Source organism: Kitasatospora sp. NPDC050463 (assembly GCF_040655255.1).
Lineage (GTDB): Bacteria > Actinomycetota > Actinomycetes > Streptomycetales > Streptomycetaceae > Kitasatospora.
On sequence record NZ_JBFAJO010000033.1, the window covers coordinates 36132 to 49044 of the forward strand.

At 73.0% G+C, this 12913-nt stretch carries 15 protein-coding genes; 7 read left to right on the forward strand and 8 right to left on the reverse strand.

Annotated elements, in window-relative coordinates:
• Window positions 1–112 precede the first annotated feature (112 nt).
• From AB0J08_RS21460 to AB0J08_RS21495, 8 genes are all read right to left on the reverse strand, one after another.
• Window positions 113–535 (reverse strand): DoxX family protein, encoded by a 423-nt coding sequence (locus tag AB0J08_RS21460; protein WP_360636366.1) that lies wholly within the window; start codon window positions 533–535, stop codon window positions 113–115.
• 81 nt (window positions 536–616) lie between these two features.
• Window positions 617–1051 (reverse strand): YdeI/OmpD-associated family protein, encoded by a 435-nt coding sequence (locus tag AB0J08_RS21465; RefSeq protein WP_360636369.1) that lies wholly within the window; start codon window positions 1049–1051, stop codon window positions 617–619.
• A gap of 310 nt (window positions 1052–1361) precedes the next feature.
• Entirely contained in the window at window positions 1362–2006 is a 645-nt protein-coding gene (locus tag AB0J08_RS21470; protein WP_360636372.1) for a glyoxalase, read from the reverse strand.
• Window positions 2006–2536, reverse strand: coding sequence for an AraC family transcriptional regulator (locus tag AB0J08_RS21475; RefSeq protein ID WP_360636375.1), 531 nt, complete (start codon window positions 2534–2536; stop codon window positions 2006–2008). The genes AB0J08_RS21470 and AB0J08_RS21475 overlap by 1 nt, the downstream gene beginning before the upstream one ends.
• Window positions 2537–2697: 161 nt before the next feature.
• On the reverse strand, window positions 2698–3108 hold the full coding sequence (locus AB0J08_RS21480; protein WP_360636378.1) for a VOC family protein: 411 nt from the start codon (window positions 3106–3108) through the stop codon (window positions 2698–2700).
• A 398-nt stretch (window positions 3109–3506) separates the two neighbouring features.
• Window positions 3507–4247 carry a hypothetical protein gene (locus AB0J08_RS21485; protein WP_360636381.1) on the reverse strand — a complete coding sequence of 247 codons (741 nt, stop codon included), beginning with the start codon at window positions 4245–4247 and terminating at the stop codon, window positions 3507–3509.
• 94 nt (window positions 4248–4341) lie between these two features.
• Window positions 4342–5196: a hypothetical protein gene (locus AB0J08_RS21490; protein ID WP_360636384.1), complete on the reverse strand. Its 855-nt coding sequence runs from the start codon at window positions 5194–5196 to the stop codon at window positions 4342–4344.
• Complete coding sequence (locus AB0J08_RS21495) at window positions 5193–5738, reverse strand: RNA polymerase sigma factor (protein ID WP_360636387.1); 546 nt, start codon at window positions 5736–5738, stop codon at window positions 5193–5195. The genes AB0J08_RS21490 and AB0J08_RS21495 overlap by 4 nt, the downstream gene beginning before the upstream one ends.
• Before the next feature lie 87 nt (window positions 5739–5825).
• Here AB0J08_RS21495 and AB0J08_RS21500 point away from each other — a divergent pair, with 87 nt between their 5' ends.
• The 7 genes from AB0J08_RS21500 (at window position 5826) to AB0J08_RS21530 (ending at window position 12806) form a co-directional block, all read left to right on the forward strand.
• Window positions 5826–6737, forward strand: a complete 912-nt coding sequence (locus tag AB0J08_RS21500) for a serine/threonine-protein kinase (protein ID WP_360636390.1) — start codon at window positions 5826–5828, stop codon at window positions 6735–6737.
• 311 nt (window positions 6738–7048) lie between these two features.
• The gene (locus AB0J08_RS21505; protein ID WP_360636393.1) at window positions 7049–7936 is read left to right on the forward strand and encodes an LLM class flavin-dependent oxidoreductase; all 888 of its coding nucleotides are present in this window, start codon (window positions 7049–7051) and stop codon (window positions 7934–7936) included.
• 235 nt (window positions 7937–8171) lie between these two features.
• Window positions 8172–8777, forward strand: a complete 606-nt coding sequence (locus AB0J08_RS21510; RefSeq protein ID WP_360636397.1) for a hypothetical protein — start codon at window positions 8172–8174, stop codon at window positions 8775–8777.
• A gap of 262 nt (window positions 8778–9039) precedes the next feature.
• Window positions 9040–9966 carry a hypothetical protein gene (locus AB0J08_RS21515; protein WP_360636400.1) on the forward strand — a complete coding sequence of 309 codons (927 nt, stop codon included), beginning with the start codon at window positions 9040–9042 and terminating at the stop codon, window positions 9964–9966.
• 52 nt (window positions 9967–10018) lie between these two features.
• Complete coding sequence (locus AB0J08_RS21520; protein WP_360636403.1) at window positions 10019–10822, forward strand: hypothetical protein; 804 nt, start codon at window positions 10019–10021, stop codon at window positions 10820–10822.
• Window positions 10819–11658: a hypothetical protein gene (locus AB0J08_RS21525; protein ID WP_360636406.1), complete on the forward strand. Its 840-nt coding sequence runs from the start codon at window positions 10819–10821 to the stop codon at window positions 11656–11658. The genes AB0J08_RS21520 and AB0J08_RS21525 overlap by 4 nt, the downstream gene beginning before the upstream one ends.
• A complete protein-coding gene (locus AB0J08_RS21530) occupies window positions 11655–12806 on the forward strand; it encodes a hypothetical protein (protein WP_360636409.1) in 1152 nt (383 codons plus the stop codon). The genes AB0J08_RS21525 and AB0J08_RS21530 overlap by 4 nt, the downstream gene beginning before the upstream one ends.
• The last annotated feature ends 107 nt before the right edge of the window (window positions 12807–12913 follow it).

Genomic DNA, 12913 nt, shown 5'->3' on the forward strand with positions numbered 1-12913 from the left:
GGTGAGCGGTCCGGTCCGGAGGCAGGCCCGGACCGCTCGCCGCGTGCGCTGTGCGAGCGGTCGGGGCGAAGGCGGTCGGCCACGCGGTGCCGTCGTCGAAGCCGGCGGGTTGTCACTTCCTTGGATGCGGTGTTGCAGCCGGCCGGGCGGGAGTCCGCAGGATGTCTCGCCAGTCGGCGGGCCAGTTGGCCAGCGCGAGGACGCCCATGATGACGAGGTGGGTCGGCGCGGCCCAGCTTTCCACCGACGGGTCGTGGTTGACGATGTGGGTGGTGACCGCGCCGGTGAGCACGAACATCAGCGTCGTGGCGCTCAGGAAGCGTGTTCGCTTGTCGGGGATCACCAGCAGGGCGGCGGCTGCGCCTTCCAGGGCACCGACCACGAAGCGCATCCAGGACGGGTACCCCCACTCGGCGAACTTCGCGGAGTACGCCGAGCTGAACATCGTGTCGCCTGGCCAGTACTTGGTCACGGCGCCCAGCGCGAACTCGAAGGCCAGGAACCAGTACAGACCGGTCATGAGGCGTTTCGACATCGTTGTTCCTTCGGGAGGAGGTGGGCAGGGTGATGTCTCCGCACGGCGATCGCATCGCCGCCGGCGTCTCGCTGTCGGGGGTCAGCCCCGCAGGGTGGCGATGGCCTTCTCGATGCGCCGTTGGCGCGTCTCGGGCTTCTTCGCGCTCTCGACGGCGCGCACGTGCTCGCGCTTGTGGCTGTACGTGAGGGTGTCGTAGGCGGCGCGGGCGACCGGGTCGTCGTCCAAGGCCCGGGCGAAGTCCGCGGGCTCGACGACGACGCGGGGCTCGGTGTCGAGCTCCAGTTCGACCTCGACCTCGTCGCCGATCGCCACCTCCGCGGCCAGCCGGTTGGCGTGGCTGAGGCCGAGCAGGTGGCGGCCGCGCAGGAGGGCGACCCGGCTCTTCCAGGAGTGCCCGTTGACGGTGATCGTCACCGGCGGCCGCGCGCCCCCGCCGAGTGCTGCCACCACCTCGGGCGGAACTTCCAGACCCCGCATGGGCTCAGGCGGCTCGACGCGGGTCCGAAACTTCATGGTCTTCTCCTGTTCGTCCTGCCGGTTCACCACGGTTCCCGCGCGCCCGGCTCCGATCGCCGCTCCCGCTTCCCGCATCCGGAGGGCTGTGAGACGGAGGTCGCGGCTACTCTGCGTAGGGCTGGTCGGTCCCGGGGCGCTGTAGCCGAGGCTCCAGACGTAGCCGTCCGGGTCGGCGAAGGCGCTGCCGTCCCCACCCCACGGCAGAGCGCCGGCGGGCCTGAGGACCGTGGCGGCGGCCTTCGCGGCTGTAGAAGCCCCCCGGCGAGGCGCCGTCCGAAGCGCAGAACACCGAGATGCGAGGAGCGAACTACGCCGCTGCCTCCCAGGCGAAGCCGTCCGGGTCGGTGAAGGCGCCGGCGGTGCTGCCGAGGGTGATCCGGTGGGAGCCGGTTCCGTCGGCGGGGACGCCGAGGTCCTTGGCGAGGGCGCGGCGCTTGTACAGGGCCAGCTTGACGGGGCTGGAGGTGTCGGAGGCGAACTCGGTGTACTTGCCGCCGAAGCTCTTGGCCACGGTCAGGCCCCGGTCGACGTAGAACTGCTTGGTGGCCTTGACGTCCTCGACGCCGATCAGCAGGACGACATCGTCGATCTCGCGGGTGGCGGGGCCGGTGTCCTTCTTCGCCGAGGTCGCGATCTTCCAGATCGTCCCGTCCGGGGCCTGGACGACGCCGCTGTAGCCCCACAGCGACTTCGCGGCGGGCTTCAGCACCGTGGCGCCGGCGTCCACGGCGGCGCCGAGGAAGTGGTCGACGGTGGCCGGCCCGGACACCGTGAGCGCCAGGGTGAAGCCGCGGAAGCCGGTGGAGTGCGCCTCGGAGGCCCGCAGGCGCAGGTAGGCGTCCACGCCGAAGGCGGTGTAGAAGCCGGTCGCGGCTTCGAGGTCGGCCACCTCAAGGGTGACGGAAGCGATGGACGTGGGGGCTGCGGTGGAAGCGGTGGTTGCCATGACCATCACGCTAGGGGCTGGGCGCCGGTCGGGGCTTCTCGATTCCTGACCGGTCTCGTGACCTGCTTCGCGACACACGCCGGCATCCCCTCCACCCTGATCGCCGAGCCCGGATCGTGCGCCGCACCCGCGGCATCGGGATCGACCGCCGCCGCAGCGGCCGCACCCGCCGCCTGGCGCCGGAAGGCCCCGGGCGGCATGCCGACCAGCTCGGTGAAGCGGGTGGTGAACGTGCCCAGCGACGCGCAGCCGACCGCGAAGCAGACCTCGGTGACGCTGAGGTCGCCCCGCCGCAGCAGTGCCGTCGCCCGCTCGATGCGACGCGTCATCAGGTACGCGTACGGCGACTCACCGTAGGCTGCCCGGAACTGCCGACTCAGGTGCCCGGCGGACACGTGCACATCGCGGGCGAGCGCCTCCACGTTCAGCGGCTGCGCGTACTCCCTGTCGATCCGGTCGCGAACGCGGCGCAGCCGCGCGAGATCGTCCAGGCGCTGCGCCTGGACGAGGGCACGCCGCCATTCGGAGTTGCACATGGGAACCCTCCCCTTCGTCGTTCGTCTTCCAGCGCCGGAAGGCCCGGACGCGGCCCTGGCGGGCGACCGGCAGGGCAGGCACGTCCGCTCCGGTGCGCCGCCGCGTTCCTTGTGGGTGGTCGCGACGGCGGCCGGCATGGCCGCACCGATACCCGCAGGGCTCAGCGCAGCTCCTGGATGCGGACCAGGTTGCCCGCGGGGTCGCGGAAGGCGCAGTCACGGACGCCGTACGGCTGCTCGGTCGGCTCCTGGACGACCTCGCTGTCACCGGCCTGCACCTTCTCGAACGTGGCATCGAGGTCCGGGGTGGCCAGCAGGATCCAGCCGTACGTGCCCTTGGCCATCATCTCGGTGATCATGCGCCGCTCGTCCTCCGTGATGCCGGGATCAGCGGCGGGCGGCGCCAGAAGGATCGACGTGCCGGGCTGACCAGCCGGACCGACCGTGATCCAACGCATCCGGCCCTGCCCCACATCGCTGCGGACCTCGAAGCCGAGGACGTCGCGGTAGAAGGCGAGCGACGCGTCCGGGTCGTCGTGCGGGAGAGTGGTCGTGTGAATGGTGATGTCCATGGTGGGCAGGCTAGACGCGACCCGTGAGCCGCGCTTCTCGATTCCTGATCGATCCGGACGCGACCGGAGGTTCACGGGTCCGCCGTACGGTGCGACTCCGTCAGGCGGAAGAGGTCGGACTGGGACATGCCATCGCGTACCTCCCTGATGAACTCGCCGTTCCGTTCAGGGAGTTGTGTCATGGCCGCACCATGGCCAGGGGCTGCTCCAAGCTCCCTGCCGCACCAGGGGACGCCGTCCCCGCTCCGTCGCGGGCCCGGGCTTCGGGCAGGTCCCGAGGAAGGTGCCTGGCAGACCTTCTGGCGCCCGATCAGCCGTCAGGGGACGACGGGTACGGCGCAGACGGCATTGGTCGGGGCCCGCTCCGCCCGCCGGCGCGGGCGGAGCGGGGCTGCCGTTCAGGAGCGGAGGCGGTTCAGTGCCGCGGTGACGATGCCTTCGACGTGGCTCGTGGCGTCGGTGGGCCGGCCGGTGAGCTCGACGATGGCGACCCTGGTGCCGCTGCGCAGGACCGCGGCCGCGCCGCTGACGGTGCCGTCGCCGTTGTAGGACGGGTACCAGTGGGCGGTGCCGCCGGTGACGGTCAGGGTGTGGGCCGCGCCGTAGTGCCAGTGGCCGGCGGGCTCGTTCTGGCAGGCCTGAACGAGCGTGACGAGCTGCTTCTCCCAGGCGTCGGCCGCGGTCCCGGTGGGAGCGCTCGCAGCCGACTCGATCAGCAGGCCGTCGGTGTCGAAGGTCCAGGTCACGGACGCGTACGCGGTGGCATTGCCCTTGGTCAGGTCGCGCATCGTCTCCTCGCCGGAGCACGCGGACAGCCCCTGGCGTCCGGTCAGCGAAACGGTCGCGCCGACCGGGTTCAGGCCCTGCTGGAAGTAGTCCTCGCTCTGGACGAGGTCGGCGGAGCCGAGGCCGGACGCGGCGACCGCGGCCGCGGCCGGCTGGGCGGCGGGGACCGGGGTGGCGGCGACCGGGGTGGCGGCGACCGCGGTGCGGTGCGTGGCGTTGGGCGCGGCCCCGTCGGCGGTGGCCGACTGGGTGCCGACGACGCTGACCGTGATCAGTGCGGCGGCGAAGCAGGCCGCGGCGGCGATCCGGTTGCGGCGAACGGACTTCGGCTGGACGGTCTGGTTCTCGGTCATCTGGTCCCCCTGCTGGTCGGGACGCCTGCTGCGTCCTCGTACAACCGGGGAGATGCCGCCGGAGAAGCGAAAGTTGGAGCCCTGACCCGCTGTTTCACAGCTGTGACAGAGCGGTCCTGACGACGCGGTCCATCGCGGCCGTCCCCAGGCAGGCATCGACCTCCAGCACCCCGTAGTGGCTGCCGCTGCGCAGCACGGCGATGCCGCCGCAGGGCTCCTTCCCCTCGGGCGCCCTGCCGGTGGTGTTGAGCAATCCCTGGTAGGTGCCCATCCAGCTCGCGGTGACGTCCGGGGCGAACCGCACCGTCGTGGTCCTGCCGTAGACCCAGTGCCCGGGCGGTGCCTCCTGGCAGGGCACCTGCTCCAGCAGCAGGCGCTCGGCGAAGTTCTGCGCCAGGGAAGAGCTCTGGGCCTCGGCGGCGACCTCGCGGGCGACCTGGGCGACGCGCTCGGCGGCCAGCGTGGGGTCGCTCGGGTCGGTGCGGGGGCTGGTCATCAGCCCGCGGTAGTGGGCACCGGGCCCGCCCAGGGTCTGGCCGAGGGTCTTCTCGCCGGAGCAGGCCGAGTTGGCGTAGAGCCCGTCGCCGTACCGGTCGGTGACGCGGATCCGCCCGATGTCGATGTCCGGGCCGAACGCCAGAGGTGCCAGCAGGTTCGCGGTCGTCACCGGCCCGCTCTCACCGGTCGGCGAGGCGGAGCCGGAGCCGGCGGTCGAGGAGCCGGGCGTCGGGACGGACCCGCCGGGCGTCGCGGGAGCGGACGCGCCCTGGGAGGCCCCGCCGGCCGCGGCACCCGACCGCGCTGCCTGGTGCGGAGTGGTGGCGGGAGGCGGTGGCAGGACGAATCGGCCGGTCGCCAGCCCGAGCGCGGCGGCTGCCACCAGGGCGGCGACGGCGGACCGGAACCGGACGACGGCGTGGCCGCCGCCCGCCGCGGGACCGCCCTTCACGGACCGGTGACCAGGCGCTCGCGCATGAAGCGGCGGGCCTGGTGGATACGGTCCTTGACCGTGCCCAGCGGGGCGTCCAGCTCCTCGGCCACCTGAACGTAGGTCAGGTCGCCCAGGTCGCGCAGCACGAAGGACTCCACCAGGGCGGGGTGCTGCCGCTCCAGCGCGGCAAGCGCCTCCATCAGGTCGAGCCTGGTCCCGGCGATGACGCTGGTGGTGCGCGGGTCGACTGACTCGGGGAGGTCGGCGTGGCTGTCCTCGGCGCGCCGGCGCATCGAGCGGTAGGTGGACCGGGCGGCGTTCGAGGCGATCACCGTCACCCAGCCCAGGAAGGAGCCGTGACCGCCGTACTCGCCGAGGTGCGTGCTGATGGACAGCAGCGCGTCCTGCGCGGCCTCCTCCGCGTCGGCGTGGTGGGGCAGGAAGCGCGAGCAGCGGCGCAGCACCACCGGCCGCAGCTTGACCAGCAGGTACTCCATCGACCCCGGCTCCCCCGCCTGGGCCGCCGCCACGAGCCGTTCCAGCTCGCCGTCCTCGAACACCCGGATCCCCCCGTTTCGTCCCGCCTGGCATCCCACCCGTCGAATGGGAGTTCCGCACTTCCCCCGACTCCGGCAGAATGCTGCCACATGCGCAAGCTCGGCCGTTACCTCCTCATGGAGCGGCTCGGAGCCGGCTCCTTCGCGACGGTCTGGAAGGCCTACGATCCGGAGCTCGACACCGAGGTCGCGGTGAAGGTGCTGGCCGAGAACTGGGCCGCCAACGCCGATGTGCGCGAGCGGTTCCTGGCGGAGGCGAGGCTGCTGCGCCGGATCGCCAGCCCGCGGGTGGTCCGGGTGCACGACGTCGGTGTGCAGGAGGACCAGCCCTACTTCGTCATGGACTACGTACGCGGCGGCACCCTGGCGGAGCGGGTCGGGCAGTGCGACCCGCAGGAGGCGCTGCGGCTGGCCGCGGAGGCGGGCTACGCGGTCCAGGTCCTGCACGAGGCGGGCGTCGTGCACCGCGACGTCAAGCCGTCCAACCTGCTGCTCGCCGCCGACCCCGCGCCCGCCGCGGTGCTGGTGGCGGATCTGGGCAGTGCCAAGCAACTGGCCGACGCATCCGGGCTGACGGTGACCACGGGCACGCCCGCGTACATGGCACCGGAACAGGCCTTCCAGACCGGCGGGTTCGACGGGAGGGCCGACGTGTACGCGCTGGCCGTGGTGGCCTACGAGCTGCTGACCGGGCAGAAGCCGTTCGGCCCGGGCGGACGCGCCACCGCCCTGATGACCGACCGGCAGACCGCCTCGACGCTGCCGGCGCTCCCGGCCGGAGTGGAGCTCCCACCGCACCTCGCCGTGCTGCTACGGGCCGCGATGTCCGTCGAGCCGGCGGACCGGCCGCCGACCGCCCAGGCCTTCGCCGACGCGCTGCTGGCTCCGGTCCCGCAGTCCCAGCCCCTGGAAGGCCCCGGGTGGCTGACCCCGCGCGCGGTCTGGCTGGCGTCGGGCACGGTGTTCACGGCGACGGCCCTGCTGAGCTGGCTGCAGCGCTGAATCCGACAGGGCGCCGGTCCGCACCGGTGGTCGTGTCCTGGAGAGGAATCCGGCCGCGAACGCGTGAAGGATCACCCCGGTCCTCTTCGTCACCGGAGGGCGGACCGAAGCGCCTGCAAGAACGTGCTCGATCTCCATGCGTTCCAGAGGGCCGGGCCGGTCGGCGGCGAGACCACCCCGGACCCAGACCCACCAGCGTCCCGGCTGTCGCGAATCCCGCAGGCCGGGGCTCGGCACCGGCTTCATTCGGGGCGAAGAGGACGTCAGGTCGGAGGGCGCCGGCCGCTGACGGCTACCGTAGGGTCGCCGGTATGCGACTGAGCACGGTGATCCTCCCCATCCACCGGTGGAGCGAGGGGCAGAAGATCTGGCGGCGGGCCGAGGACCTCGGGTTCCACGCCGCCTACACCTACGACCACCTGTCCTGGCGGTCGTTCCGGGACGCGCCGTGGTTCGGTGCGGTGCCGACGCTCACGGCAGCGGCCACCGCGACCGAGCGGATCAGGCTGGGCACCCTCGTGACCTCGCCGAACTTTCGCCACCCCGTGACGCTGGCGAAGGAGTTGATCACGCTGGACGACGTGTCCGGCGGGCGGGTCACGCTCGGGATCGGGGCCGGCGGGACGGGCTTCGACGCGACGGCGATGGGGCAGGAGGCGTGGTCGCCGAAGGAGCGGGCGGACCGGTTCGGGGAGTTCCTGCCGCTGCTGGACCGGCTGCTGCGCGAGGACGCCACGACCGACGCCGGCGCGTACTACTCGGCGGTCGAGGCGCGGAACATCCCGGGCTGCGTGCAGACCCCGCGGGTGCCGTTCTACGTGGCCGCGACCGGGCCGCGCGGGCTGCGGCTGGCGGCGGAGTACGGGCAGGGCTGGGTGACGTACGGCGACCCTCGCGGCCCGGCGGACGTGCCGGTCGAGCAGGCGCCCGAGGTGATCGCCCAGCAGATCGAGAAGCTGACGGCGGCCTGCGAGGCCAAGGGCCGGGACGTCGGCGAGCTGGAGAAGGTGCTGCTCCAGGGCTCGACGGCGGAGAAGCCGCTGCGGTCGGTGGATGCCTTCGTCGACTGGGCGGGCCGGTACCAGGAGCTGGGCATCACCGAGCTGGTGGTCCACTGGCCGGTGCCGGACTCGATCTTCGAGAACGACCTGGCGGTCTTCGAGAAGATCGTCACCGAGGGCCTCTCCCAGCTCGGCTGAGGGTTGCCGCCGGAGCGAGCCGTTTCACCGAGCGGGCTTGCTCCGGCGGTGGCCGCGTCCGGCTCATCGCGGTTCGGTGAGGGTCGGGGACGGGCCGAACCGGAGCTCGTCGCGGAACCCATCGGTGTTCCGCTGCACCGGGGCTGACGGTGCGGGAGGTGTGGGAGGGAGGCGCTAGTCTTTCCGCCGCACAGCCTCACAATCTGATCATGTGTTAAACGGGGGTTCTTTCGTCATGCCCATCTTCCGGAGAATGCTCGGCGCCGGTCTGGTCGCCACCGCCGCCCTGGGGCTCACCGCCTGTGGCCCGGACAACGCGTCGGACCAGGCGGGCGGCGCGCCCGCCGCCGCGCCCACCGCCGCCGCGTCCACCGCCGCGCCGTCCGGTGCCGCACCGTCCACGCCCGCACCGTCCGGTACCGCGCCGGCGGGTGGCAAGAGCGCCAAGCCCTCGGCGGGTGCCAGTGACGAGCCGGAGGGGTTCTGCGACGCCGTGCCGCTGCCCGCCGGGCAGAAGTGGATCTACCCGGCCAAGGGCACCACCACGACCACGCTGGTCTACAAGGACACCAAGACCGCCTGTGGCGTCAACGACGTCGCCTTCGAGCCGGTCGGTGCCGACAAGACCGCGGCGTTCGCGCCGACCGCCAAGGGCCACCTGAACTCGGTCCTGGCCAAGTCCAAGGACGTCAACGTCGCCGACCTGGTGAAGCACATCAGCGAGTGCCTCGCCGACCCCACCAACATCAAGGGTTCCTACCCCTGTTCGGCCGGGGACTACAAGGTCGTGATCGACTCCGTCGGCAAGGTCGTCGAGATGACCGAGCGCGCGCACCCGTGAGCGGCACCGGTTGACCGGGAGGACCGGCGGTCATCCGGACGGGCGGGTCGGCACGGGGTGCCGGCCCGCCCATTGCGGTTCGGTCACGGCATGTCCGATTGATTGATCATTGGGTGCAAGTGCGGTGATTGATTTTGTTGGCACCGGTCTCATCCGGCTCTCATAATTCCTGGTGAGACGCGTGACGGTCGGCCTGGAGTGCCACGGGGGGTGGCCCGCGAGGGGCCCGCGCGCGATATTCCACATTCCCCGGGGGAGCTCCTTGTCCGCGCCCGAAAACGTGCCGTCCGCCGCCGAACCGGCGAACGGTTCGGCGCCCGAAGCCGTAGTCCTGCCCACGGCTGAACCCACGGCCGATCCCGCCGCCGCCGTCCCCGCGCCGGTGGCTGCCACCGGGCGGAGGCTGCCGCGCGCCGTCGGAGTGGCCCTGGCCACCGCCGGTCTGCTCGCCGTGACGGCGACCAGTGCCGCCGTCACCGTGGCCGTCGGCAAGCCGGACCCCCGGCCGGCCGTCGCGGCCGCCCCGGCCAAGACCTCGCCGAGTGCGAGCGCGAGCGCGAGTGCGAGCGTGGGTGCGAGTCCGACCGCCGCCGCGTCGGCCGTGCCCACCGTGCCCACCGTGGCGCCGACCACCGCCGTGCCCACCCCGGCCGCACCCGCGCCCAGGCCGACGAGCACCCTCAAGGGCAGCGTCAGCGGCGGCCGGCACGACGGCGATCTGCGCTACTTCCTGCTCCCCATCCCCGACGGCGGCGAGTCCTACGGGCCGCCGGACGGGATGAAGCTGACCGACGACGAGGTGGCCGAGCTGTTCGGCAACCAGGACGGCATCATGCGGATCCTCGGCTCGTACGGGTACAAGGACGCCGCCAGCAGGATGTACCGCACGGCCGACGGAAAGGCCGAGGTGACGGTCACCCTGCTGCACCTCGGTTCGACCTCGTCGGCGAGCGAGTTCGTCAAGGGCTACACGATGAAGCTGGACCCGATCGAGATCGACGGCGACCGCAACGCCCACGGCTATGTCCGCAAGCCCAAGCAGCAGGCGTACACCGGCTCGATGACCGGCATCTCCAGCCAGGGCGACGTCCAGTACACGATCGACGTCGACGTGAAGGGGACTCCCGACAAGGCGCTGCTGAGCGAGCTGATGAAGCGCCAGCGCGAGTGGCTGTCCTCCGGCGGCTGAACCGCACCGCCGCCCACGCCCGACGTCACCTTCCCCTCTCTGGAGCCACTCCGTGACCACCCGACCCGTGGAGCCATCGCCCGCCGACGCGTCCGCGCCGGCGGAGGCGCCGCTGCCGGCCGCGCCCGCCGTACCCGCCGCGCCCTTCGCCGAGGCGGCCCCGCCCCTCCACCGCCCGCGCCGGCCGCGGCCGGTGCTGCTGCTGGTCTCCGGCCTGGTGCTGGGCACCGTGATCGGCGGCGCCGTCGGCTTCGCCGTCCAGGCGAACCGGCCGCCGACCCCGCTGCCGCCGATCCAGGTCGCCCTGCCGTCCTACCCGGCCGAGGCGGTGGATCCGGTGGCCGTCGCCGAGGCGGCGCCCAAGCCGCCGGCCGTCGACGGCGACCTGCGGAAGCTGCTGATGACCGTTCCGACCGGTGGCACGGCCTGGGCCGACTACCCCGACACGCCCACCTGGATCACCGTCGGTGAGCTCGCAGAGCGCAGCGGCCGGTCGGCGGAGGCCTTCAGGAGGCTGAACAGCACGGACTTCCGGCGCGCCGTCGAGGTGAACTGGAAGAAGGACGACCTGAAGGTCCGGGTCGCGCTGATCCAGTACGCCGCCGACCGCGCCGCCGAGGCGAAGACCCGCGCGTCCGGCTACCGCCTCAAGCCGTTCGCGGACGATGCCAACGGCGGCGTCCAGGTCGACAGCGAGCCCCTGTACTGGGCCGAGACGACCGAGCAGTACTACCTCGGGACGGCGCTGGCGCAGCGCGGCACGCTGGTGATGCAGGTCGAGGTCTTCGGCACGCGTCCGGTGAATCCCGATGTCGTGAAGGACATCGCCAAGCAGCAGTGGGAGCGGCTGGTATGAGCGACAGCACCGTGACCGGGGCCACCGCCCCCGAACAGGTCCACGAAGCGGCCCCCGCCCCCGCCGGTCAGCCCGCCCCTGCCGGTCAGCCCGCAACCACCGGCCGCCGGCTGCTCCGCGCCACCGGCGCGACCGTGGCGGCCGCGCTGGTCGGCGTGGTCATCGGCATCGGTGTCATCGAGACCCGGTACGACGACCCCGCGCCCGTCATCGCCGCCGCACCGACGGCGGTGGCGCCCGCCCCGAGCGCCACGCCCACCCCCTTCGGCGCCAAGTCCAACGGCAACCACTTCGGTTCGCTGCGCGACCTGCTGCTGCCGGTCCCGGCCGGCTACGCGCTCGGTCCGGACGAGGGCGGCTACGGCAACGACGCCGAGCTGTCGGCGGACCAGCTCTCCGCCGAACTGGACGACGACCTCCAGCAGATCCCCAAGGAGAAGCGGGAGAAGCTCCGCCAGTACTGGGAGGGCCTGCACGTCAAGGCCACCGGGGTGCGCACCTACAAGGAGCGGGGGAACAGCCTGGTGATCGGTCTGAAGCTGCGCCAGTTCAACCAGCAGGAGGTGCAGAAGCTGAACGAGTACACGGCCGTGTTCACGGGCGACACCGGGCTCTTCCGCATCGGCCCCGAGGTCCCCGGCCATCCCGAGGCGCACTGCTACCTGATGCCCGCTCCGCCGTCCGCGCCGATCGACTACCTGGAGTGCTCGGCCGCCGAGGGCGACCTCCTGGTGATCATGAGCGCCGAGGGTGTGGCACCGCTGCCCAAGGACAAGATCGTCACCCTTTTCACCCAGCAGCTCGACCGCCTTGCCAGCCCGGGAGCGTCCGTATGACCGACAGTGCCACCCCGCACGACAGCGCGGCCGCCTCCACCGACGCGCCTCCGACACCTCCGGCATCCCCGGCATCCCCGGCACCGTTCGCGTCGCCCGTCGCACCCCCGGCCGCCCCGGCCGCCCCGGGTACCCCGGCCACCCCGGCCGTCCCGGCCAGCGAGGGTGCCTCCGGGGCCGACCCCTGGGCCGTCCCCGGGGCGGGGTCTCTGCCGCTCCTTCCGCCGCCGGGCCCCGAGGAGCTCGCGGCCCGCCGCACCCGCCGGCGCAACGCGGCGCTGCGCTGGGGCGCGGCCGCGCTGGTCTGCGCCCTGGCCGGGACGGGCGCCGCGGTGGCCGTCACCACGCCCGAGCGCACCGACATCCCTGGCCTGGCCACCAGGAGCGACGGCCGCTACACCTTCCCGGCGCTGGTCCTGCCGCCGCTGCCCTCCGGCAAGGCCGTGCCCAGGGAGAGCAAGAGCCGCCACGCCGCCGACCTGCGGTACCTGCTCCTGCCCGCGCCCAAGGAGGCGGGCGGCTCGTCGAGCCCGGTGGTCTTCCCGACCCCGACCAGGCTCCCGGCCGGTCCGTCGACCACCTGGCCGACGGCGTCCGGCAGTCCCACCGCGAGCGCGTCGGCGAGCGCCGGCCCGTCCGCGAGCCCGAGCGCGAGCCCGTCCGCGAGCCCGAGCGCCGGCGCCACGACCGCCGGGGCGCCCACGGCCGAGTGGGTGGCCTGCGACGCGATGGCCGCCGAGCAGAAGGAGCCGGGCGCACTGCGTTCCCTGCTGCTGCGAGACGTCTGCCGTGCCGCCACCGTCCGGGAGTGGACCGCCGCCGACGGCACCCGCACCCAGATCCGGCTGCTCCGCTTCGGCTCCTCCGTCGAGGCCTGGGACGTCTTCGCCGAGCTGCGCGCCAACGGCGAGCCGAAGGACCTGCCGGGCCTCAAGCCGGGCTCCGTCCAGGGCTGGGACTCGGTCTCCGGCGTCGACCTCGCCACCCGGGAGAGCCCGGCGCTCGCCGCCGACGGCCGGAGCACCGGCTGTCTGGCCTACCTGGGCGCCGGCGATGTCATCGGCGTCGTCACGATGACCAACGCCCGGGGTGTCCCGGCCGCCGCCTTCCGACAGGTCGTCACGCTCCAGTCCGACCTGCTGGCCTGATCGGGCCGCCCGGTGGGCGGCGCGCCCTTCAGCGCCCCGCCCACCGCCGCCCACCGCGACCCGGCCTGGCCGGCCGTCGGTCACACCGCCGATCGGGCCGGCCGACC

Coding starts and splice junctions, on each gene's coding strand:
- AB0J08_RS21500 (WP_360636390.1), top strand. CDS start 5,826: ATGCGCAAGCTCGGCCGTTACCTCCTCATGGAGCGGCTCGGAGCCGGC.
- AB0J08_RS21470 (WP_360636372.1), bottom strand. CDS start 2,006: ATGGTCATGGCAACCACCGCTTCCACCGCAGCCCCCACGTCCATCGCT.
- AB0J08_RS21525 (WP_360636406.1), top strand. CDS start 10,819: ATGAGCGACAGCACCGTGACCGGGGCCACCGCCCCCGAACAGGTCCAC.
- AB0J08_RS21505 (WP_360636393.1), top strand. CDS start 7,049: ATGCGACTGAGCACGGTGATCCTCCCCATCCACCGGTGGAGCGAGGGG.
- AB0J08_RS21480 (WP_360636378.1), bottom strand. CDS start 3,108: ATGGACATCACCATTCACACGACCACTCTCCCGCACGACGACCCGGAC.
- AB0J08_RS21485 (WP_360636381.1), bottom strand. CDS start 4,247: ATGACCGAGAACCAGACCGTCCAGCCGAAGTCCGTTCGCCGCAACCGG.
- AB0J08_RS21475 (WP_360636375.1), bottom strand. CDS start 2,536: ATGTGCAACTCCGAATGGCGGCGTGCCCTCGTCCAGGCGCAGCGCCTG.
- AB0J08_RS21530 (WP_360636409.1), top strand. CDS start 11,655: ATGACCGACAGTGCCACCCCGCACGACAGCGCGGCCGCCTCCACCGAC.
- AB0J08_RS21510 (WP_360636397.1), top strand. CDS start 8,172: ATGCCCATCTTCCGGAGAATGCTCGGCGCCGGTCTGGTCGCCACCGCC.
- AB0J08_RS21465 (WP_360636369.1), bottom strand. CDS start 1,051: ATGAAGTTTCGGACCCGCGTCGAGCCGCCTGAGCCCATGCGGGGTCTG.
- AB0J08_RS21460 (WP_360636366.1), bottom strand. CDS start 535: ATGTCGAAACGCCTCATGACCGGTCTGTACTGGTTCCTGGCCTTCGAG.